This window comes from Streptomyces sp. WM6372, assembly GCF_001279655.1.
Lineage (GTDB): Bacteria > Actinomycetota > Actinomycetes > Streptomycetales > Streptomycetaceae > Streptomyces.
The window spans coordinates 1-20,032 of record NZ_LGDB01000238.1 but is presented as its reverse complement, the minus strand read 5'-3'; the positions used below and the strand labels follow the sequence as shown (position 1 = coordinate 20,032).

At 72.8% G+C, this 20,032-nt stretch carries 21 protein-coding genes and 1 riboswitch; of the genes, 15 read left to right on the top strand and 6 right to left on the bottom strand.

The window, feature by feature from the left end:
- The first annotated feature begins 233 nt into the window (after positions 1 to 233).
- Positions 234 to 363: riboswitch (FMN riboswitch) on the top strand.
- Between the two features lie 252 nt (positions 364 to 615).
- From ribD to ADK52_RS35340, 10 genes are all read left to right on the top strand, one after another.
- Positions 616 to 1,701: a bifunctional diaminohydroxyphosphoribosylaminopyrimidine deaminase/5-amino-6-(5-phosphoribosylamino)uracil reductase RibD gene (ribD, locus tag ADK52_RS35385; RefSeq protein WP_053694062.1), complete on the top strand. Its 1,086-nt coding sequence runs from the start codon at positions 616 to 618 to the stop codon at positions 1,699 to 1,701.
- Positions 1,702 to 2,325 carry a riboflavin synthase gene (locus tag ADK52_RS35380; protein WP_053693954.1) on the top strand — a complete coding sequence of 208 codons (624 nt, stop codon included), beginning with the start codon at positions 1,702 to 1,704 and terminating at the stop codon, positions 2,323 to 2,325.
- Positions 2,322 to 2,975: a nicotinamide mononucleotide transporter family protein gene (locus ADK52_RS35375; protein ID WP_053693953.1), complete on the top strand. Its 654-nt coding sequence runs from the start codon at positions 2,322 to 2,324 to the stop codon at positions 2,973 to 2,975. The genes ADK52_RS35380 and ADK52_RS35375 overlap by 4 nt, the downstream gene beginning before the upstream one ends.
- Positions 2,972 to 4,270, top strand: coding sequence for a bifunctional 3,4-dihydroxy-2-butanone-4-phosphate synthase/GTP cyclohydrolase II (locus ADK52_RS35370; protein WP_053693952.1), 1,299 nt, complete (start codon positions 2,972 to 2,974; stop codon positions 4,268 to 4,270). Before ADK52_RS35375 ends, ADK52_RS35370 begins: the two co-directional genes overlap by 4 nt.
- 86 nt (positions 4,271 to 4,356) lie before the next feature.
- A complete protein-coding gene (gene ribH / locus ADK52_RS35365) occupies positions 4,357 to 4,842 on the top strand; it encodes a 6,7-dimethyl-8-ribityllumazine synthase (RefSeq protein ID WP_030871826.1) in 486 nt (161 codons plus the stop codon).
- 35 nt (positions 4,843 to 4,877) lie between these two features.
- Positions 4,878 to 5,159 (top strand): phosphoribosyl-ATP diphosphatase, encoded by a 282-nt coding sequence (locus ADK52_RS35360; protein WP_030871828.1) that lies wholly within the window; start codon positions 4,878 to 4,880, stop codon positions 5,157 to 5,159.
- Between the two features lie 75 nt (positions 5,160 to 5,234).
- Complete coding sequence (hisG, locus tag ADK52_RS35355; protein ID WP_053693951.1) at positions 5,235 to 6,083, top strand: ATP phosphoribosyltransferase; 849 nt, start codon at positions 5,235 to 5,237, stop codon at positions 6,081 to 6,083.
- A 52-nt stretch (positions 6,084 to 6,135) separates the two neighbouring features.
- Positions 6,136 to 6,600: a PH domain-containing protein gene (locus ADK52_RS35350; RefSeq protein ID WP_030157594.1), complete on the top strand. Its 465-nt coding sequence runs from the start codon at positions 6,136 to 6,138 to the stop codon at positions 6,598 to 6,600.
- Positions 6,601 to 6,928: 328 nt separating this feature from the next.
- The gene (locus tag ADK52_RS35345; RefSeq protein WP_234344389.1) at positions 6,929 to 8,398 is read left to right on the top strand and encodes a hemolysin family protein; all 1,470 of its coding nucleotides are present in this window, start codon (positions 6,929 to 6,931) and stop codon (positions 8,396 to 8,398) included.
- Positions 8,395 to 9,468 (top strand): hemolysin family protein, encoded by a 1,074-nt coding sequence (locus ADK52_RS35340; RefSeq protein ID WP_053693950.1) that lies wholly within the window; start codon positions 8,395 to 8,397, stop codon positions 9,466 to 9,468. Before ADK52_RS35345 ends, ADK52_RS35340 begins: the two co-directional genes overlap by 4 nt.
- A 34-nt stretch (positions 9,469 to 9,502) precedes the next feature.
- On the opposite strand, the gene ADK52_RS35335 is transcribed toward ADK52_RS35340, so the two are convergent.
- A complete protein-coding gene (locus ADK52_RS35335) occupies positions 9,503 to 11,452 on the bottom strand; it encodes an AAA family ATPase (protein ID WP_053693949.1) in 1,950 nt (649 codons plus the stop codon).
- A gap of 378 nt (positions 11,453 to 11,830) precedes the next feature.
- Positions 11,831 to 12,466 (bottom strand): uridine kinase family protein, encoded by a 636-nt coding sequence (locus tag ADK52_RS35330; RefSeq protein WP_053693948.1) that lies wholly within the window; start codon positions 12,464 to 12,466, stop codon positions 11,831 to 11,833.
- A 136-nt stretch (positions 12,467 to 12,602) separates the two neighbouring features.
- Here ADK52_RS35330 and ADK52_RS35325 point away from each other — a divergent pair, with 136 nt between their 5' ends.
- From ADK52_RS35325 to ADK52_RS41965, 3 genes are all read left to right on the top strand, one after another.
- On the top strand, positions 12,603 to 14,039 hold the full coding sequence (locus ADK52_RS35325) for a C39 family peptidase (RefSeq protein WP_053693947.1): 1,437 nt from the start codon (positions 12,603 to 12,605) through the stop codon (positions 14,037 to 14,039).
- Between the two features lie 96 nt (positions 14,040 to 14,135).
- Positions 14,136 to 14,558 (top strand): SPW repeat protein, encoded by a 423-nt coding sequence (locus ADK52_RS35320; protein ID WP_053693946.1) that lies wholly within the window; start codon positions 14,136 to 14,138, stop codon positions 14,556 to 14,558.
- 130 nt (positions 14,559 to 14,688) lie between these two features.
- Entirely contained in the window at positions 14,689 to 14,841 is a 153-nt protein-coding gene (locus ADK52_RS41965) for an SCO1431 family membrane protein (protein ID WP_106977289.1), read from the top strand.
- A 15-nt stretch (positions 14,842 to 14,856) separates the two neighbouring features.
- On the opposite strand, the gene ADK52_RS35315 is transcribed toward ADK52_RS41965, so the two are convergent.
- Positions 14,857 to 15,849 carry a DUF6114 domain-containing protein gene (locus ADK52_RS35315; protein ID WP_324615954.1) on the bottom strand — a complete coding sequence of 331 codons (993 nt, stop codon included), beginning with the start codon at positions 15,847 to 15,849 and terminating at the stop codon, positions 14,857 to 14,859.
- Entirely contained in the window at positions 15,840 to 16,502 is a 663-nt protein-coding gene (locus ADK52_RS35310) for a DUF6230 family protein (RefSeq protein ID WP_420714997.1), read from the bottom strand. The genes ADK52_RS35315 and ADK52_RS35310 overlap by 10 nt, the downstream gene beginning before the upstream one ends.
- A 100-nt stretch (positions 16,503 to 16,602) precedes the next feature.
- Between ADK52_RS35310 and ADK52_RS35305 the strand changes: the two genes are divergently transcribed.
- Together ADK52_RS35305 and ADK52_RS35300 are read left to right on the top strand one after the other, a co-directional pair.
- Positions 16,603 to 17,355, top strand: a complete 753-nt coding sequence (locus ADK52_RS35305; RefSeq protein ID WP_053693945.1) for a TetR/AcrR family transcriptional regulator — start codon at positions 16,603 to 16,605, stop codon at positions 17,353 to 17,355.
- A gap of 149 nt (positions 17,356 to 17,504) precedes the next feature.
- Positions 17,505 to 18,677 (top strand): acyl-CoA dehydrogenase family protein, encoded by a 1,173-nt coding sequence (locus ADK52_RS35300; RefSeq protein ID WP_053693944.1) that lies wholly within the window; start codon positions 17,505 to 17,507, stop codon positions 18,675 to 18,677.
- 88 nt (positions 18,678 to 18,765) lie between these two features.
- On the opposite strand, the gene ADK52_RS35295 is transcribed toward ADK52_RS35300, so the two are convergent.
- Both ADK52_RS35295 and ADK52_RS35290 read right to left on the bottom strand, forming a co-directional pair.
- Complete coding sequence (locus ADK52_RS35295) at positions 18,766 to 19,590, bottom strand: phytanoyl-CoA dioxygenase family protein (RefSeq protein WP_078988845.1); 825 nt, start codon at positions 19,588 to 19,590, stop codon at positions 18,766 to 18,768.
- A gap of 86 nt (positions 19,591 to 19,676) precedes the next feature.
- Positions 19,677 to 19,931 carry a hypothetical protein gene (locus ADK52_RS35290; protein ID WP_053693942.1) on the bottom strand — a complete coding sequence of 85 codons (255 nt, stop codon included), beginning with the start codon at positions 19,929 to 19,931 and terminating at the stop codon, positions 19,677 to 19,679.
- Positions 19,932 to 20,032: the final 101 nt, after the last annotated feature.

Here is a 20,032-nt window from a genome sequence, read left to right as displayed (position 1 = left end):
CAGGCTGAGAAGTGGTGCGTGTTGGCCCGTGACGTGCGCACATCTGACGGGCTGTCTCCCGGGGAAGATGAAGGGAACGTTAAGAGGACTAGACCAACCCGTCAATAGGTCTGGACCAATAGCGGCCCCACCTGACGGACTCCTGCGTGACGGTCCCCTTGTGACCCAGGCCACAGCACCTCGCCCGCATGGCCGACGATCGACCGTGGCAAACTGGCAGCAGTACCAGTAAGCAGCGCACTCCGGGGTCGGTGTAATTCCGAACCGGCGGTATAGTCCGCGACCCGTCCGCAGCCAGCGGCCGGTTGACCAGGTGAAATTCCTGGACCGACGGTGAAAGTCCGGATGGGAGGCAGTGCGCGGCGGGCCAGTCACCGGTACGCCGCCGTCGGCGGTTCATCGGCGTATCCCTGCGGATGCGTCCGGGAGGACCGTTTTTTCGGCCTCGGCGTCCCCGCGTGTGCTGTACCGCTTCATCTGTCGTATCCCGACAGGCCCCGGAGTCCGTGCCCGACGAGGCAGGAGGACCCGGTGGCGAACCACGCCGCGCACGCACCGCACGACGCCTTCGGCGCGCCCGTGGCCGATGCCGACGCCGTCGCCGACGCGCAGGCCATGCGCCGCGCCGTCGAGCTCGCCGCCCGCGGCCTCGGCTCCACCAGCCCCAACCCGGTCGTCGGCTGCGTCATCACCGACGCCGCGGGCACCGTCGTCGGCGAAGGCTGGCACGAGCGGGCCGGCGGCCCGCACGCCGAGGTCCACGCCCTGCGCGCCGCGGGCGAAGCGGCCCGCGGCGGCACCGCGTACGTCACCCTCGAACCCTGCAACCACACCGGTCGTACGGGCCCCTGCGCCCAGGCGCTCGTCGAGGCCGGCGTCACCCGCGTGGTCTACGCCGTCCCGGACCCGAACCCGCAGGCCAGCGGCGGCGCCGCCACCCTGCGCGCCGCCGGGATCAAGGCCGAGGGCGGTTACCTGGAGGCCGAGGCAGCGGCCGGCAACGCCGCCTGGCTCACCTCCGTACGCCTGGGCCGCCCGCACGTGACCTGGAAGTACGCCGCCACCCTCGACGGCCGCAGCGCCGCCGCGGACGGCACCAGCCGCTGGATCACCGGCCCCGAGTCCCGCGCCGACGTCCACCGGCTGCGCGCCGAGGCCGACGCCGTCCTCGTGGGCGGCGGCACCCTGCGCACCGACGACCCGCACCTGGCCGTACGCGGCATCGAAGGGGCCACCCAGCCCCTGCGCGTCGCCCTCGACACCCGCGCCGGCCTGCCGGCGACCGCCCGCATCCTCGACGACGCCGCACCCACGCTGCTCGTCGTCGGCGAGGACGCCGACACCCGCCACCTGCCGGGCGTCGACCTGCTCCGGCTCCCCCTGCACGACGGCCGCATCGCCGTCCACGACCTGCTCGGCCGGCTGTACGCCCGCGGCGTGCGCTCCGTCTTCCTGGAAGGCGGCCCCACGCTCGCGGGCGCCTTCCTCGAAGCCGGAGCCGTCGACCGCGTCGTCGGCTACCTCGCCCCGGCCCTCCTCGGCTCCGGCCCCGCCGCCCTCGCCGACGCCGGCATCACCAACATCTCCCGCGCGGTGCGCCTCGACATCACCGAGGCCGTCCGCGTCGGCACCGATCTGCGCATCACCGCCGTACCCGTACCCGAAGCCGTCCCCACCCCCACCGCCCCCAAGGAGCACTGAGTGTTCACCGGAATCGTCGAAGAACTGGGCGAGGTCACCGCCGTCGAGCAGCTCTCGGAGGCCTCCCGCTTCCGCCTGCGCGGCCCCGTCGTCACCGACGGCGCCAAGCACGGCGACTCCATCGCCGTCAACGGCGTCTGCCTGACCGTCGTGGAGACCGGCGACGGCGAGTTCACCGCCGACGTCATGCAGGAGACCCTGAACCGCTCCAGCCTCGGCGCCCTCCGCGCGGGCTCCCGGGTCAACCTGGAGCGCCCGATGGCGCTGGGCGGACGGCTCGGCGGACACCTGGTCCAGGGGCACGTGGACGGCACCGGCGAGATCCTGTCCAGGACGCCCTCCGAACACTGGGAGATCGTCAAGGTCTCGCTCCCGCGGAACCTGTCCCGGTACGTCGTGGAGAAGGGCTCCATCACGGTGGACGGCGTCAGCCTCACCGTGGTCGAGGCCGCCGCGGACTGGTTCACCATCAGCCTCATCCCCACCACCCTCGCGCTGACCACCCTCGGCCTCAAGCAGGCCGGCGACCCGGTCAACCTGGAGGTCGACGTGCTCGCGAAGTACGTCGAGCGCCTGCTCGCCGCCGGAGTGGACCCGCTGACCGCCAAGGAGGACCAGCAGTGACCGCCCTGACCTGGCTCAACGCGGAGGCCTTCGCGGTCTTCGGCCAGAAGGTCATCTGGTCCGACATGATCGGCAACCTGATGGGCCTGGCCGCCCTCGCCCTCGGCTGGCGGCGCTCCATATGGACCTGGCCCGCCCAGCTCCTGTCCGGCCTGATCCTCATAGCCGCCTACGCCTCCGCCCACCTCGCCGGCGGCGTCGGCAAGCAGCTCCTCGTCATCGGCGTGGCCGCCTGGGGCTGGCGCGCCTGGCAGCGCGGCCGCCAGAAGGCCCAGGACGGCACCCTCGCGGTGCGCACCGCCACCTGGACGGAGCGCGGACTGCTCCTCGGCGGGGCGGCCCTCGGCACCCTGGCCGTCGGCGGCCTGTTCACGCTCTTCCCGAACCTGTCGTGGAGCCCGTGGGCCGACGCCTACATCTTCGTCGGCACGATCGTCGCGATGGTCGCCCAGGCCCGCGGCCTGGTCGAGTTCTGGTTCGCCTGGCTCCTCGTCGACCTGGTCGGCGTCCCGCTCGCCTTCACCAACGGACTGGCCTTCTCCGGCCTCGTCTACGTCGTCTACTTCGCGCTCGTCCTGTGGGGCGCCCACGACTGGTACCAGCGTTCGCGCACCACCCCCGCCCCGGCCCTGGAAGGAGCAACGGCATGACCACCCTCAAGCCCGTGCCCGACATCGACGCCGTCCTCGACGCCGTCTTCCGGCTCGACCCCGTCGAGCAGGCCATCCGCGACATCGCGGCCGGCCGGCCGGTGGTCGTCGTCGACGACGAGGACCGCGAGAACGAGGGCGACCTCGTCATCGCCGCCGAGAAGGCGACCCCCGAGATCGTCGCGTTCATGATGAGCGAGTGCCGGGGCCTGATCTGCGCCCCGATGGAGGGCCCCGAGCTGGAGCGGCTGGAGCTGCCCCAGATGGTCCAGAAGAACACCGAGTCGATGCAGACCGCCTTCACCGTCTCCGTCGACGCCAGTGCCGCCCACGGCGTCACCACCGGCATCTCGGCCGCGGACCGCTCCACCACCCTGCGGATGCTCGCGGACGGCGTCTCCGAGCCCTCGGACTTCGTGCGCCCCGGCCACGTCTTCCCGCTGCGCGCCAAGCCCGGCGGCGTCCTGGTCCGCAACGGCCACACCGAGGCCGCCGTCGACCTCGCCCGCCTCGCGGGCCTGCGCCCCGTCGGCGCGATCGTGGAGATCGCCGGCGAGGACGGCGTCATGCTGCGCCTGCCCGAGCTGATCCCGTTCGCCCGCAAGCACGGCCTGACGATCATCTCCATCGAGGACCTGATCGCCTACCGCCGCTCCGCCGAGCCGACCGTGCGCCGCGAGGCGACGGTCGCCCTGCCGACCGCCCACGGCGACTTCACGGCGTACGGCTACCGCTCCACCGCCGACGGCGTCGAGCACGTGGCCCTCGTCCACGGCGAGATCGGCGACGGCCAGGACGTCGTGGTCAGAGTCCACTCCGAGTGCCTGACCGGAGACATCTTCCACTCCCTGCGCTGCGACTGCGGCCCCCAGCTGCACGCCTCCATGGCCCGCATCAAGGACGAGGGCCGCGGCGTGGTCGTCTACCTGCGCGGCCACGAGGGCCGCGGCATCGGACTGGTGTCCAAGCTGCGCGCGTACGAGCTCCAGGAGCGCGGCCGCGACACCCTGGACGCCAACCTGGAACTCGGCCTGCCGGCCGACGCCCGCGACTACGGCGCCGGCGCGCAGATCCTCGCCGACCTCGGCGTCAAGAGCGTCCGGCTGCTGACCAACAACCCCGACAAGTCCGCGGCCCTCGTACGGCACGGCATCGCGGTCAACGACCGGGTGGCCATGCCCACGGAGGCGGGCGAGCACAATCTGCGGTACCTGCGCACGAAGCGGGACCGGATGGGCCACGACCTGCCCTGGCTGGACCAGGGCGTGACCACGTCCGCCTGCGGCAACCAGTAAGCACGTACGCAGCACCAGCAGCACGCACCACACACCACGAACCACCACGAACCACGACGAACCACGAAGAACCGAGGAGCACAGCTGTGAGCGGCAAGGGCGCACCCGAACTGAGTGTCAGGAACTGCGGAGACCTCCGGGTCGCCGTCATCGCGGCCCAGTGGCACGAGAAGGTCATGGACGGCCTCGTCGACGGCGCCCTGCGCGCCCTGCACGAACTGGGCATCGACGAGCCCACCCTGCTCCGCGTCCCGGGCAGCTTCGAGCTCCCGGTCGCGGCGAAGGTGCTGGCCGGCCGCGGCTACAATGCCATCGTCGCCCTCGGAGTCGTCATCCGCGGCGGCACCCCGCACTTCGAATACGTCTGCCAGGGCGTCACCCAAGGCCTGGTGCAGGTGTCGATCGACACCGGAGTCCCCGTCGGCTTCGGCGTACTGACCTGCGACAACGACGAGCAGGCGCTGGACCGCGCCGGGCTCGAGGGGTCGAACGAGGACAAGGGACACGAAGCGGTCATCGCCGCCGTCTCGACCGCTGTGACCCTGCGGTCCGTCAGCGAACCCTGGCACTGAGTGGTGGCGGGGGACCCCGTATTCTGAGGACCATCATGGCGAACACACCCTCCAAGAGTTTCGAAGAGCTCTTCAGCGAGCTTCAGCTCAAGGCCGCCACCGGCGACCCCGGCTCCTCCCGCACCGCCGAGCTCGTCGGCAAGGGCGTCCATGCGATCGGCAAGAAGATCGTCGAGGAGGCCGCCGAGGTCTGGATGGCCGCCGAGTACGAGGGCAAGGAAGCCGCCGCCGAGGAGATCTCCCAGCTGCTGTACCACGTCCAGGTGATGATGGTCGCGCGCGGGATCTCCCTCGACGACGTCTACGCGCACCTCTAGGCCGCAGCCCGTCCCGCGGGTCCCCCGCCCGCCGCTCATCCACACGTTTCGCAATCACGCACTGAAGGAAGCCCCATGCTGCGCATCGCCGTCCCCAACAAGGGTTCACTCTCCGGAGCGGCGTCGGCGATGCTCCATGAGGCCGGCTACCGCCAGCGCAAGGAGTCCAAGGAGCTCGTCGTCCTCGACCCCGAGAACGGCGTGGAGTTCTTCTACCTCCGTCCGAAGGACATCGCGATCTACGTCGCCTCGGGCAAGCTCGACATCGGCATCACCGGCCGTGACCTGCTGCTCGACTCCGGTGCCAGCGCGGAGGAGATCCTCCCGCTGAACTTCGGCCGCTCCACCTTCCGCTACGCCACCAAGCCCGGCACCGCGAAGGGCCCCGAGGACTTCACGGGGATGACGATCGCGACCTCGTACGAGGGAATCGTCGCCAAGCACCTCGCCGAGCAGGGCATCGACGCCTCCGTCGTGCACCTGGACGGCGCGGTCGAGACCGCCATCCAGCTCGGCGTCGCCCAGGTCATCGCGGACGTCGTCGAGACCGGCACCAGCCTGCGCAACGCCGGCCTGGAGGTCATCGGCGAGCCGATCCTCACCTCCGAGGCCGTGGTCATCCGCCGCAACGGCGCCGACGCCGAGAACCCGCAGGCCCAGCAGTTCCTGCGGCGCCTCCAGGGCGTCCTCGTGGCCCGCAGCTACGTGATGATGGACTACGACTGCCGCGCCGAGCACCTGGAGCGGGCCGTCGCCCTCACCCCGGGCCTGGAGTCGCCGACCATCTCCCCGCTGCACAACGAGGGCTGGGTCGCCGTCCGCGCGATGGTCCCGGCCAAGGAGGCGCAGCGGATCATGGACGACCTGTACGAGCTCGGCGCGCGCGCGATCCTCACCACCTCGATCCACGCCTGCCGTCTCTGACCCGTACGCCCCCACGATCCGTACGCCCCCTCCCGAAGGCATCTCCCGCATCATGGCCGAGTCCGCCGCCCAGCCCGCACTGCCCGCCCTGCCGGTCACCTTCCGGCCGACCCGTACCAGGGCCGTCCTGCTGGGCGTCGGGCTCGCCATGTTCGCCACCATCACGGCGATCGCCCTCCTGCTGGAGAACCTCGGCCCGGGGGAGCGGATCAGCTTCATCTTCACCGCCGTCCTGCTGTCGTCCGTCCTCGTCCTGCTCAGCCGCCCCAAGGTGGTCGCGGACGAGGCGGGCGTCACCGTCGTGAACCTGACCAACACCCGCCGCCTGGAGTGGGCGCAGATCCTGCGCGTCAACCTCCGCCCGGGCGACCCGTGGGTGTTCCTGGACCTCAGCGACGGTACGAGCCTGCCCGCGCTCGGCATCCAGCCCGGCGTGGCCAAGCAGCAGGCCATCGGCGACGCCCGCGCGCTGCGCGCGCTCGCCGAGGCCCGGGGAACCGGGCCGCACCACCACTGACCCCGCCCGCCGCACGTGCGTCCGAACGGCGCACCCCGGACAGCGGAGCCCGAACAAGCGGCGAACAGCCGTGGAACGGGCCTCGAACGCGCCTCGAACGGGCCTTGAGCGGCTCTCGGACGAAGCACCGGAGCCACAGCCGACGGCTGCGTCCCATTGCGGCGGCGATCTCAGTGACTACCCTGGTGGCGGGGCGCACCCCTACGCCCTCCCACCGGCCCCGGGACCCCGAGGCCCGCGGGCACCTGCGACTTGAGGAGTGACTCCCTCCAGCAATGGACGGATCGTCCGGTAGTACCCGCGCCGCCCTCCCCACGGAGGCGGCGGCATGACCATCCCGCTACTCCTGCTCGTGGCGGCATTCGCCCTGATCCTCGCCAACGGCTTCTTCGTGGCGGCCGAGTTCGGCCTCGTCACCGTGGAACGTCCCGAGGCCGAACGCGCCGCAGCCGACGGCGACCGCCGTGCCCGCACGGTGGTCGAAGCCCTGCGGGAGCTGTCCTTCCAGCTCTCCGGCACCCAGCTCGGCATCACCATCACCTCCCTCGTGGTCGGCATGCTCGCCGAACCGGCCCTCGCCGGACTGCTGGCCGGGCCGCTCGCGGCCACCGGCCTGCCCGCGGGAGCCGTCTCCGGCGTCGCCGTCTTCATCGGCATGCTGCTCGCCTCCGCCGTCCAGATGGTCGTCGGCGAGCTCGTCCCGAAGAACTGGGCCGTCTCCCGGCCGCTGCAGGTGGCCCGTTTCGTGGCCGGCCCGCAGCAGGTCTTCTCCCGTGCCTTCCGGCCGGTCATCGCCGGCCTCAACGCCGTCGCCAACCGTCTCGTACGGGCGCTCGGCGTGGAGCCGGCCGAGGAGATGGCCTCCGCCCGCACCCCCGGTGAACTGGTCTCCCTGGTCCGCCATTCGGCCCAGGCCGGTGCCCTCGAACAGGACACCGCCGACCTCTTCGTACGGACCCTCTCGCTGGGCGAGCTCACGGCCCAGCACGTCATGACCCCCCGGGTGAAGGTCAGCGCCCTCCAGCACACGGCCACCGCGGCCGACGTGCTGAACCTGACCCGCGCCACCGGGCTGTCCCGGTTCCCGGTCTACCGGGAGCGCATCGACGAGGTCACCGGGGTCGTCCACCTCAAGGACGCCCTCGCCGTGCCCGAGTCCGAGCGCGCCCGCACCACCGTGAGCCGCATCTGCGTCGCCCCGCTGCTGGTGCCCGGCTCCCTGCCGGTGCAGCCGCTGCTGGAGCGGCTGCGCAGCGAGCAGCCCATGGCCGTCGTCGTCGACGAGTACGGCGGCACCGCCGGGGTGGTCACCCTGGAGGACATCGTGGAGGAGCTCGTCGGCGAGGTCCGCGACGAGCACGACCTCGCCGAGGACGAGAGCCCGGAACTGGCCGCCGTGCCCGCCGAGGACGGCCGTCCCTCCTGGGAGGCCGACGGCAGCTGCCGGGTGCAGACCCTGCGCCGGATAGGCCTGGAGGTGCCCGAAGGCCCGTACGAGACCGTCGCCGGCCTCGTCGCGGACCTGCTGGGCCGGATCCCCGCCCCCGGGGACCGTGCCGAACTGCCCGGCTGGAAGCTGTCCGTCCGCCAGGTCGGCCGCAACCGCGCCGAACGCGTCAGGCTGGTCAGGCTGGGCAGCGTCCCCGCCGCCGGGCACGGGACCGGCCCCGAGGCCGCCCGCGCCACCGTCCTGATCGACACCGGCTCCGTACGCACCGGACCCGGCCGGCAGGCCTCCCCGGACGCCCGCTCGCCGCAGCCGGCCCAGTCGGCCCAGCTGGAAGGCGCCGGCCGATGAACGCCCTCCAACTGCTCTTCGCCCTGCTCCTGGTCCTGGCCAATGGTTTCTTCGTCGGCGCCGAGTTCGCGCTCGTCTCCGTACGGCGCAGCCAGATCGAGCCGCTGGCCAAGGAGTCCAAGCGGGCCCGCCAGGTGCTGTACGGACTGGAGAACCTGCCGCGGATGATGGCGGCGGCCCAGTTCGGCATCACCGTCTGCTCCCTGACCCTCGGCGCGGTCGCCGAGCCGACGGTGGCCCGCCTGCTGGAGCCGCTCTTCCACGCGGCGCACGTCCCGCAGGGCATGATCCACCCGCTGGGCTACGCGGTGGCGCTCGCCGCCGTCGTCTTCCTGCACCTGGTCATCGGCGAGATGGTGCCCAAGAACCTCGCCATGGCCGCGCCGGAGAAGACCGCCCTCTGGTTCAGCCCGGGCCTGGTGGCCTTCGCCCGGCTGTGCGGACCCGTCACCAGCGCGCTCGGCTCCTGCGCGCACCTGGTCCTGCGCCTGTTCAAGGTGGAGCCCAAGGACGAGGTCGAAGCCGTCTACACCAGCGCCCAGCTCGGCCGGCTCGTCGAGGACTCCCGGCAGGCCGGGCTCCTGGAGCCGGGCGAGCAGGAGCGCCTGGAGGACGCCCTGGAACTGGGCAGCCGCCCGGTCACCGACGTCCTGCTCCCGCGGGAACGGCTCGTCACGGTCGGCCCCTCGGCGACCCCGCGCCAGATCGAGCAGCTGACCGTCCGCACCGGCTACTCCCGGTTCCCGGTCCGCTCCGAGAACGGCGCCTTCATGGGCTACGTCCACGTCAAGGACGTACTGGACCTGGAGGAACGGGAGCGCGCCGTGCCCCAGCGGGTCTGGCGGCGGATGACCACCCTGTCCGCCACCCTCCCGCTGGACGACGCGCTCAGCGTCATGCGCCGGGACGCCACCCATCTGGCCCAGGTCGCCGACCCGGCCGGCCGGGTGCTGGGGCTGGTCGCCCTGGAGGACGTCCTGGAGATGCTGGTCGGCGAGGTGCGCGACCCCGCGCACCGCGTCCCGGCCCGCCGCCCGGGCCCCCGGCAGGCCAGCACCGCCGGAGTGTGAGGCGCCGCCGTGGCGGGGGCCGGAGCCGCCCCCGCTACAGCGGCGGCGGCTCCGGCCGGTCGCGGTCCTGCGGGCCGCGGCCCGACAGGACCTCCCCGTACGCCTGCATCAGGTCCGGCAGCCGCAGCGTCGCCAGGTCCTCCCGGGAGGGCTCGCCCGGGAAGCCCGCCAGCCGCAGATCCCGGTACGCGCAGCTCTTCTCGTACAGGGTGCGCAGGAAGCGGCCGTTGCCCAGCTCGTCGATCCAGCCCTGCTCCACCACGTGCCCGCTGATGCTGCGCAGCTCCTCCAGGGCCTCCGCGTCCCAGCAGTCCCCGTTCGCGTCCGCCAGCACCCCGCCGATCGCGGTCAGTTCCAGCGGCCGGTAGCTGGGGAAGTCCACCCGGGTCGTGAACCGCGAGGACAGCCCCGGATTGGCGGCCAGCAGCCGGTCCATCCCGGCCGGATAGCCGGCCAGGATCACCACCAGGTGGTCCCGGTTGTCCTCCGCCCGCTTCAGCAGCACCTGGAGCGCCTCGTCCCCGTACGCGTCGCCCTTGCTGTAGCCGGTGTTGGAGAGGCTGTACGCCTCGTCCACGAACAGCACCCCGCCGATCGCGGAGTCGATCAGCTCGTTCGCCTTCACGGCGGTCTGCCCGAGGAACTCGCCGACCAGGTCCGCTCGCTGGGCCTCCACCAGATGGTCCCCGCCCAGCAGCCCGAGCGCGTAGAACACCCGGCCCAGGATCCGCGCCACCGTCGTCTTGCCCGTGCCCGACGGCCCGGAGAAGACGAAATGCCGCTTCGGCGGCTGTACCGGCAGCCCCTGCCCGGCGCGCAGCCGGGCCATGTGCAGCTGCGCCGAGAGGGCCTTCACCTGCCGCTTCACCGGCTCCAGGCCCACCATCCGCTCCAGCTCCGCCAGCGCCTCGGCGAGCAGCGCCGGATCGGCCGGCCCGGCCGGCAGCCCCCCGGGCGCGGTCTGCGGCGGGACCGCCACCTTGCGGCGCACGCCCTCCACCCGGCCCGTGCCCGTGCCCCCCGGAGCCCCGAACCGCGGATCCGGATCCGGCGAGACCAGTGGGTCCGGCTCCGCCTGTCCGTCCGCCGCGATGTCCTGGACGGGGCCGCCGCCGAGGGCCACGGCCGCGAAGTCCCCGCCGACCGGCGAGAGATCGTGGCCCGCGTACCCCTCGTAGCCGGACGCGGCGTATCCGGCGTATCCGTCGGCCCCGTCGACGTAGTCGCTGTCCTCGATCGCCGTCAGCCGGGCGGCCGTGTCCATGAACGCCGGGTCCACCCGGTGCACCGCCCGGTACAGCGGCAGCGCCGCCGCGCTGCGCCCGGTCCCCTCGTGCGCCCGCGCCAGCCAGTACCGCAGCTCCTTGCGCTGCGGCTGCTCGCTGCGGCAGCGCATCAGCGCCGCCGACAGCATCGGCTCGGCCTGCCCGTACATCTCCAGACGGACCCGGGCCATCCCGCCGAACAGGCCCGCCTCGATCCCCAGCAGCGGATCGTCCACCAGCGGCTCGGTGTGCCGCACCAGCTGCTCCCAGTCCTTGACCAGGTAGGCCCGGCAGGCGTGCAGGAACCGAACCTGCACATCGGCGTCCACCGGCGGCAGCGCGGCCAGCGCCTGGTCCAGCTCGGGGACGTGCCGGCCGTCCAGCCAGTGCGAGGCGTGGGCCAGCAGGAGGTCCCGCCGGCTCTCCAGCACCGGCTGTACCCACCAGCCCAGCCAGTACCAGGAGTTCAGGGTCCGCCGGTGGCGGGCCCGCTGCTCGCCGAAGCGGTCGCGGTGGGCGTACATGCGCAATAAGGCGTTCGTGGTGTCCACCCGGAGCGCGTGCAGGCCCAGCCATGCGTCGGCCATCGAGGGATCCAGTCGTACGGCCGCCCGGAACTCCTCCTCGGCCTGCGGATAGGCGCCCATGGTGCAGGCGTCCACCCCGCGCAGCCAGGCGAGTTCGGCCGGGGCGTGCGTGCCCGGCGTGCCGAAATCCATCACATCCCCCACAAGCCTGCCCCCGTGGTGCACAGCAACCCCCGCGTCGCGCCCGCGAGTTGTCCACTGCGCCGATGAAATCAGGGATGCATCGTACCTGCGGCCAAGCACCATACGTAGGGTGCGGCGAGCACCGGTCGGAGGCGCACCAGAGGCGCACGAGGTGACTCAGGGTGAAGATTTCGGGGAGGCCGGGCCCGCGCGGAGCCGGTGGGAACCCGGCCCGGGGCAGAACGAAGCCCCCGATCACGGGGGAACAATCGGGGGCTTCGCGTCCGCTGCGGCCTGGAAAGACCGCGCATTCAGAACGTAAGGCCGGTGCGGGGCCCAGGTCAAGCACGTCGGTGCGGGCCCGCGCGGGCGGCCTTCCGGAGCCGCTCAGGCCCGGGGGAATTCGTCACCTTCCGTAACGGAAGAGGCCCTTCCGGCGGTCGCATCCGCCCCGGAAGTCCACTCGTACCCCGTACCGCTCTGGCGTACCAAAGTGTCCGCGAAGGGGCGCGAAGGATCATCCGCGAAGTGCGCGAGCTCCGCGCGCTCCCATCCGTCCCAGAAGTCGGAAAGTTCACGCCCGTCCCGATTTCGCCCGCGCCCCCAGGACTGCGCGCGCGGGGTCTCCATCCACAGCAGCCGCGCCAGATACGGGCGCAGCGCCCGCCGTCCGGCCCCGACCCCCTCGATCAGCAGAACCGGAACCGGCTCCAGCACCCGCTCGGGGCCGAACCGGCGCTCCACCCAGTCGTACGGGGCCCAGTGGGCCGGCCGGCCGGCGGCGAGCGGCTCCAGCACCTGCGCGCGCAGCCGCTCCGGCCACTCGAAGAGCTCCTCGTGGGTGGCCACGTCGTCCAGGTGCAGCACGGGCGCCCCGCCCAGCGCCTCGGCGAGCCGCCCGGCGAAGGTGCTCTTCCCGGATCCGGCGTGCCCGTCGACGGCGATCAGCCGGACCGGGCCCAGCGACGGGGGCAGTGCGACGAGTTCGCGCGCAAGTGACTGAAGTGACTGCTGAGGCTCCACCCGGCCAGAGTAGGACCCCCGCCCGCCCCGGTCCCGCGTCACCCCGACACGGGGCCCTGGCTTCGCCGCCCGGCGGGCGGGAACTGGAAGGGTGGGGGAGCCGACCCAACCGCACCGACCCTTGGGGGCCACGCCGATGACCGCACCCACACCACGCCGTGCCCTGCTGGCCGTCGCGCTCGCCGCGGCCGCGGCGGCCACCGTCCCGGGCGGCCGGGCCTCGGCCGCCGGCCCGACGCCCCCGGCCGGTGCCGGTGGCGACACCGGTCCCGCCGAGGCGGAAGCGGAAGCAGAGGCGGCGGCCGCAGCCGCAGTCGCGGCCGCGGCCGCCGCCAAGACCGTGGACAACCGGTTCTGGTACGCGTACGCGCACTGGCGGGCCGGCACCCACCAGGGCACCGCCGCCCTCGCCGGCGCCCGCCCCGGCCTGGTGATCGACACCCCGGCAGGCCGCACCGAGTACAGCGACCCGCACACCGCGAAGAAGGCCACCTGGGAGTACGCGGTCTGGACCTCCCCGGTGCACCGCTCCGGCGTGCCCGGCACCGAGGCGATCGTCTCCTGGAACGCCCACACCCCGGCGGGCACCTGGATCCAGATCGAACTGCGCGCCACGTACGGCAGCGGCACGGCCACCCCCTGGTACGTGATGGGCCGCTGGGCCTCCGGCGACGGCGACATCCGCCGCACCTCCGTGGACGGCCAGACCGACGGCAGCACCACCGTGTGGACCGACACCCTGGCCGTCGACGCCCCCGCGCGGGCGAACGGCGTACGGATCGCGGACTGGCAGCTGCGCCTGACCCTCCACCGCAAGCCCGGCGCCGCCCAGGGCCCGACGGTGTGGCTGGCCGGAGCCATGGTCTCCGACGTCCCGGACCGGTTCACCGTCCCCGCCTCCGCCCCCTCGGGCCGGGCCCACGAGCTGAAGGTCCCCCGCTACTCGCAGGAGGTCCACAAGGGCCACTACCCCCAGTACGACAACGGCGGCGAGGCCTGGTGCAGCCCCACCTCCTCCCAGATGATCATCGAGTACTGGGGCCGCAAGCCCGTCGCCGGGGACCTGGCCTGGGTCGATTCCCGCTACCCCGACCCGCAGGTCTGCCACGCGGCCCGGTCCACGTACGACAACGCGTACAAGGGGTGCGGCAACTGGCCCTTCAACGCCGCGTACGCCGCCACCTACACCGATCTCGCCGGGGTCGTCACCCGGCTCCGCTCCCTCGCCGACCTGGAGGTCCTGGTCCGGTCCGGCATCCCGGTGATCACCTCGCAGTCCTTCCGCGCGGAGGAGCTCACCGGAGCGGGCTACGGCACCGCGGGCCACCTGATGACCGTCGTCGGCTTCACCGCCGGCGGGGACGTGGTGGCCAACGACCCGAACTCGCCCGACAACACGGCCGTCCGCCGGGTGTACGGGCGCCGGGAATGGGAGAACGTCTGGTTGCGGACGAAGCGCACCAATTCCGCCGGAAAGGTGGCGTCCGGCTCCGGTGGCGTCTGCTACCTGTACGCCCCGGCCCGCCCGAGTCCCGCCCAGATCGCGGCCCTGCGGACGGTGGGGGTGCTGTGATCGGAGTGCCGTAAGTGCCCGTTGACCGCGAGCGTAGATAAGCGGAACATAAGGTCGTAAAGGGCACATAAAGGCTTCTACAGGAGGCGGCCCGCCATGACCACCCACAGCATCGAACACCACCCCGACCTCGCCGAGATGCGCTCCCGGTTCGAGCGGGTCACCAGCACCCCCGCCGCGCAGGCCGTGGAGGCACTGGCTCTCATCACGGGCCTGTACCTGGCGGCCTCGCCCTGGATCGCCGGGTTCAGCGGACTCAGCTCGCTGGCGATCAACAACCTGATCGCCGGCGTGGCGTACTGCCTGTGCATGGGCGGACTCGGCTCCGCTTACGAGCGCACCCACGCGATGGCCTGGACGGCGGTCGCCATCGGAGCCTGGACGATCGTGGCTCCCTGGGTCATCGCCGGTGACGTCAGCACGACCCGCAGCGTGCTCAGCAACGTCATCGCCGGCGCCGTCGCGCTGCTGCTCGCCCTCGCCATGGCGGGCATGGCGGGCCGCAACCGCGCGACCTGACCCGCGTACGCACCGGGCCCCGACCGCGAGCCGGCCGGGGCCCGGTGGCGTGCCGGGGCGGGCGTGAGGTGTGCCACGCGTGACGCTCGTCTCTACCGCGAAAGCCGCGAACGCTGTCACATTGGACGGTATGACCGCATACAGCGCCTCCCTCACCGCCCGCGCCCGCAACCTCGTCCGGACCGGCGGCCCCAAGGACCACTCCAAGTGGCTGGAGCACGTGCTCGGCTGGACGCTGGTGGTCGTCGTCGCCATGTTCGTCACGCAGGTCGGCTGGCTCTGACCCTCGGGGCCACGCTTACGAGGCCTCCAGCCGCAGGCCGTCCGTGACGATCAGGTCCGAGGTGACCAGCGCCTGTTCCGCGCTGACCCGGGTCATGAAGACGAACGGCGGGATCACCGGGGGAGCGGGGAGTCCGTCCGGGCTGAACGTGACGCACAGCAGCCCTTCGATGCAGCCGCTGAACTTCGTCAGGTACAAGGTCACATTCCCCCGCAGCTCAAGGGACGCGGCGGCGAGCCCGTACTCCTCGCGGCCGTCGCGGGTGCGCAGCCGGTAGTCGGCGAGTGAGGCCGCACCCATCTTCAGCACCAGCACCCTCAGCGGCCCGTCGGCCGTCGCGATCTCGGTGACGCCCGCGAAGGCGAAGCCCTGCGGGGCGAAGAGCGACGTGGTGACCGTCGGGGGAGTCCGGGGGGCCGTCGGCGGCCCGTGGGACGGCGCCGCCGCCCTGGCCGGCGGGGCTCCCACAGCCAGCGCGGCCGCCAGCAGCACCGGCAGCAGAGCGGCGAGCGCCCGCGGACCGCTGCCGCCCGGCCGGTGCGCGTACGACGGCGCTTCGTCCGAGGCTTGCTCCGCGGCTTCGTCCGCGAGCGGCGTCCACCCGAAGGCCAGCGCGCTCCCGGCGATCCCGAGCAGCATGCCGATCAGGAAGCCGCCCAGGTTGGTCGCCAGGAACGACAGCACCGACAGCAGCAGGGCGTGGACGGAGACGTACGCCCGGGTCTGCGGCAGGAACCACAGGAACAGGCCCGCCACCACGAGTGCGGCGCCGATCCCGATCGCCGCGATCCCGCCGAGGCCGAGACTCACCAGCACGGTCAGCGGGGAGAGCGGGACCAGCAGCAGCTCGGCCCCGCCCAGGACGACCAGCAGCCCGCCCCAGAACGGCCGGGTCCGGCGCCAGGCGCGCAGCCGCTTCCGCTGCCGTGGCAGCGGGAGTCGGAGCCGGAGTGGGAGCCGGATCCGGAGTGGGAGCGGGGACGGGAGCCGGAGGCGGCTCAGAAGCACTTCGCGCCGTCCAGGCCGACGCTCACCCGCATGCCCTTGAGGCGGAAGTTCCCGCCGGTCGCGGACCAGGCGTGCGATTTCACCCCGATGACCTCGATGTTCCCGGCCTGGAGGCCGAACTTCCCCGGCTCCCCCTTGACCCCCTCCACCTGGTCGAGGGTCGAGGCGTCGCGGCCGATCTGCGCCGTGCCGAACGTAGCGTCGCCGTCGAGGTCCTCGCCGTCGATGACGAGGTCGCTCGCGGTGACCTCCCCGGCCGGACCGCCCGCGGTCAGCTTGAAGACCACCTTGCCCAGCGGGGTGTCCACCTCGGCGGCCTGGCAGATGTCGGCGAGCGTGGCCTCGCCGATGCCGAGCAGCGCGACCGGATGCCCCTTGCCGTCGACGGATCGGTCCGTCTGCACGTACGAGGCCAGGCCCTTGCTGCTCAGCTTCGAGGAAGAGACCTGGAAGGCGGTCCCCGAGACGGCGAACGACGCGGCGAGCGCGCCCTGCGCCATGACCACCGCCATCGCCCCGACCGCGAGGACCGCGGGCACCGCGACCGCGGCCGACTTCCGCCAGTGGACCCGGCCTTCGCGCCCGCGGGGAGTGTCCGCGTGGCCGTCCGGGTCGCGGTCCGCGCCGCTGTTCAGGGCTCTGTTCGTACTCATGGAAGTGCCTCCCGTACGTCGTCCGGTGCGCAGGGGAAGTGCATGAGGCAGGTCTGCCATACTGCGGGCATCCTGTGGCAGTTCGAGGCTAGGGCCGAATTTGAATAATAGTCAACAGCGGGGTGCGAGCGAGCGTTCGCAGGTCCGCAGGGCCGAACTCATAGCGACCGGGCGCAAGTTGTTCGCCGACACCTCGTACGACGCGCTCTCCATGGACGACATCGCCAAACAGGCGGGCGTCGCCAAGGGGCTGATCTACTACTACTTCAAGAGCAAGCGCGGCTACTACCTCGCCATCGTCGAGGACTCGGTGGCCGAGCTCGTCGCCCGCGCCGCCGGGGAGCCGGACCTGCCCAAGGCCGAGCGGGTGCGCCGCACCATCGACGGCTACCTCCACTACGCCGAGCACCACCAGGCCGCCTACCGCACGATCGTCACCGGGGGAGTGGGCTCCGACGCCGAGGTGCTCGCGATCCGCGACGCGGTGCGGGAGGAGCTGGTGGCCACCATCGCCGAAGGCGCGTACGGGCACCGTGCCGTCCCGCCGCTCGCCCGGCTCGCGCTCGTGGGCTGGCTGTCCGGGGTCGAGGGAACCACGCTGGAGTGGATCGGCGCCCTGGCTGCCGATGCCGACGCGGATGCCGATGTTGAGGCGGCCGCCGCGGTGGACGGCCATCCGGAATCCGCCTCGCGGCAGCCCGACCGGGACCGGCTCGGGGCCCTCCTCGTCCGCCAGCTGCGGGCGACGCTGACGGTGATCGGGGAGTTCGTCCCGGAGTGTCCGCCGCCGCCCCTGCCCGAAGACGCGTTCGAGTCGGCCGGTGATCTTGCCCCAGTGACGGGAGGTCCCTGATCGGGCATACTCAAGCCGCCCGCAGCCACTGATCTGCCGCTTCCGTGATCCGGGAGGGCAGTATCGGCTGTGAGAAGCACCGAGACCCGGCGGCCCGTCCCACACCTCACGTGCCGCCGCCGTGCCCGACGAGGGAGGAGAGCGCCGCCATGACAGACCGCGCCCCGCAGCCGGTGGACCGTCAGCTGCCCACCGAGGAGTCCCGGGATCTTCTCGCGCTCGTGCGAGAGATCGCCCAGCGGGAGATCCGCCCCGTGGCCGCCGACGAGGAGGACGCCGGCAAGTTCCCGCGCGCGATCTTCACCCTCTTGTCCGAGGCCGGCCTGCTCGGTCTCCCGTACGCCGGTGAGTACGGCGGCGGCGAGCAGCCGTACGAGGTCTACCTCCAGGTCCTGGAGGAGCTCGCCGCGGCCCGCCTGACGGTCGGGCTCGGCGTCAGCGTGCACTCCCTGTCCTGCCACGGCCTGGCCGGATACGGCACCGAGGAGCAGCAGAAGGCCCACCTGCCCGCCATGCTCGGCGGCGGCCTGCTCGGCGCGTACTGCCTCTCCGAGCCCGCCTCCGGCTCCGACGCCGCCTCGCTGACCACGAAGGCCGTACGGGACGGCGACGACTGGATCATCACCGGCACCAAGGCCTGGATCACCCACGGCGGGGTCGCCGACTTCTACACCGTCCTCGCGCGCACCGGTGGCGAGGGCCCCAAGGGCATCACCGCCTTCCTGGTGCCCGGTGACGCGGAGGGCCTGACGGCCGCCGTCCCCGAGAAGAAGATGGGCATGAAGGGCTCGCCCACGGCCCAGCTGCACTTCGACGGGGTCCGCGTCCCGGACACCCGCCGCATCGGCGAGGAGGGCCAGGGCTTCACCATCGCGCTGGCCGCCCTGGACGCGGGCCGCCTGGGCATCGCCGCCTGCGCCATCGGCGTCGCGCAGGCCGCCCTGGACGAGGCCCTCGCGTACGCCCTGGACCGCAAGCAGTTCGGGCACCCCATCGCGGACTTCCAGGGCCTGCGCTTCATGCTCGCCGACATGGCGACCAAGATCGAGGCCGGCCGGGCGCTGTACCTGGCGGCGGCGCGGCTGCGCGACGCCGGCAAGCCGTTCTCCCGCCAGGCGGCGATGGCCAAGCTGTTCTGCACGGACGCCGCCATGGCCGTCACCACGGACGCGGTCCAGGTCCTCGGCGGCTACGGCTACACCGCGGACTTCCCGGTGGAGCGCCTGATGCGCGAGGCGAAGGTCCTCCAGATCGTCGAGGGCACCAACCAGATCCAGCGCATGGTCATCGCCCGCCACCTGGCCGGCCCCGAGTCCCGCTGATTCCCGGGCCGGTCCGGGAGGTACGCCCGGCCGGCGCCGAACCGAACGAACCGTTCGGCGCGGCCAGGCCTGATCCGAGGGACACGGCCTAGTCCCGGTCGTCCCCGACGGGCAGGGGCTTCGCGTCGTGGTTGACGAAGAGGTCCTGGCGCGCGGCGGGGTGATCGGCCGGCGGGGCGTTGGACACCGCGTTGTAGCTGATCAGGGCGAGGGTACGGGCGCGCGTGGAGCGGTTCGGGCCCGAGCTGTGCACCAGGTTGCCGTGGAAGAAGACCGCCGTGCCGGCCGGGCCGGTGGCCTCGTGCACGCCCCGGGTGCGGGCGAGCTCCTCGGTCGAGGGGGCCGGGAGCGCGTAGGCGTTCCGGCTCGACGTGATCCAGGCCCAGTCGCCCTCCCCGCCTTCCGCGGGCCCGGTGTCCCCGGTGTCCCCGGCGGGCGCGGGCGCCGCCGGCCGGTCGGTGTGCGTGCCCGGGATCAGGCGCAGCGGCCCGTTCTCCTCGGTGACCTCGTCGAGGAACACGGCGGCGGTGAGCGCCGCCGGGCGCCGCATCCCGTCGGCGGCCCGCCAGAAGTCGAAGTCCCGGTGCCACTGCCAGCGGTCGCCGCGGCGGGCCGCCTTCGGATTGACCTTCCACTGGTACACGTACATGTCCTCGCCGAGGAGCAGCCGGGCCAGTGCGGTCAGCGGCGACGCCTCGGCCAGCGCCTGCCAGGGACCGCCCCTGCGGTGGAGTCCGTAGACGGCGCGCACGGTCGTGCCGTCCTCCTCGAAGAACCGCTGCGGTCCCTCCTCGGCGAGCACGGCGGGCAGTTCCTCGGTCAGGGGACCCCATATCCCGGGCGGGGTCATCGGGGGTACGACGACAAAGCCGTCGCGCCGGTATTCGGCCAAGAGCCGATTCGGGTCGGTCATGGGCCCAGGGTGCAGCCCGGCCCCCGCCCCGGCGAGGCAGCACGGGGAGCGCACAGGGAGTGCGCCGATTCACCCCCGGCCGCTCCCTACTGGCCGCCGTCGTAGAGCGGGCCGGTCGGCCAGATCGGGGAGGTGGCGACCCGGGACCACTCCGGATCGCGGCGGCCCGGCAGGGTGCGCCCGTCGGCGGCCCAGCGGGCCAGCAGCGCATGGTAGATCGGCGGGTCCGACTGCCGCTGCTGAACCGATTCTTCACGGCGCGGAACCGATTCTTCGTAGCCGGACTGCGCCGGGCGCCGCCGCCGTCCGGTTCTTGTCCCAGGGGTTTCGAGCGTGGTCATACCGGGCCAACGCGCCACCCGACGCGCGGGTAACCGCCCCCGCCCTCCGGGTATCCGTTCGAGATGTCCCCGCCCGGCCCGACCCCTCCCGGCCCCGCCCG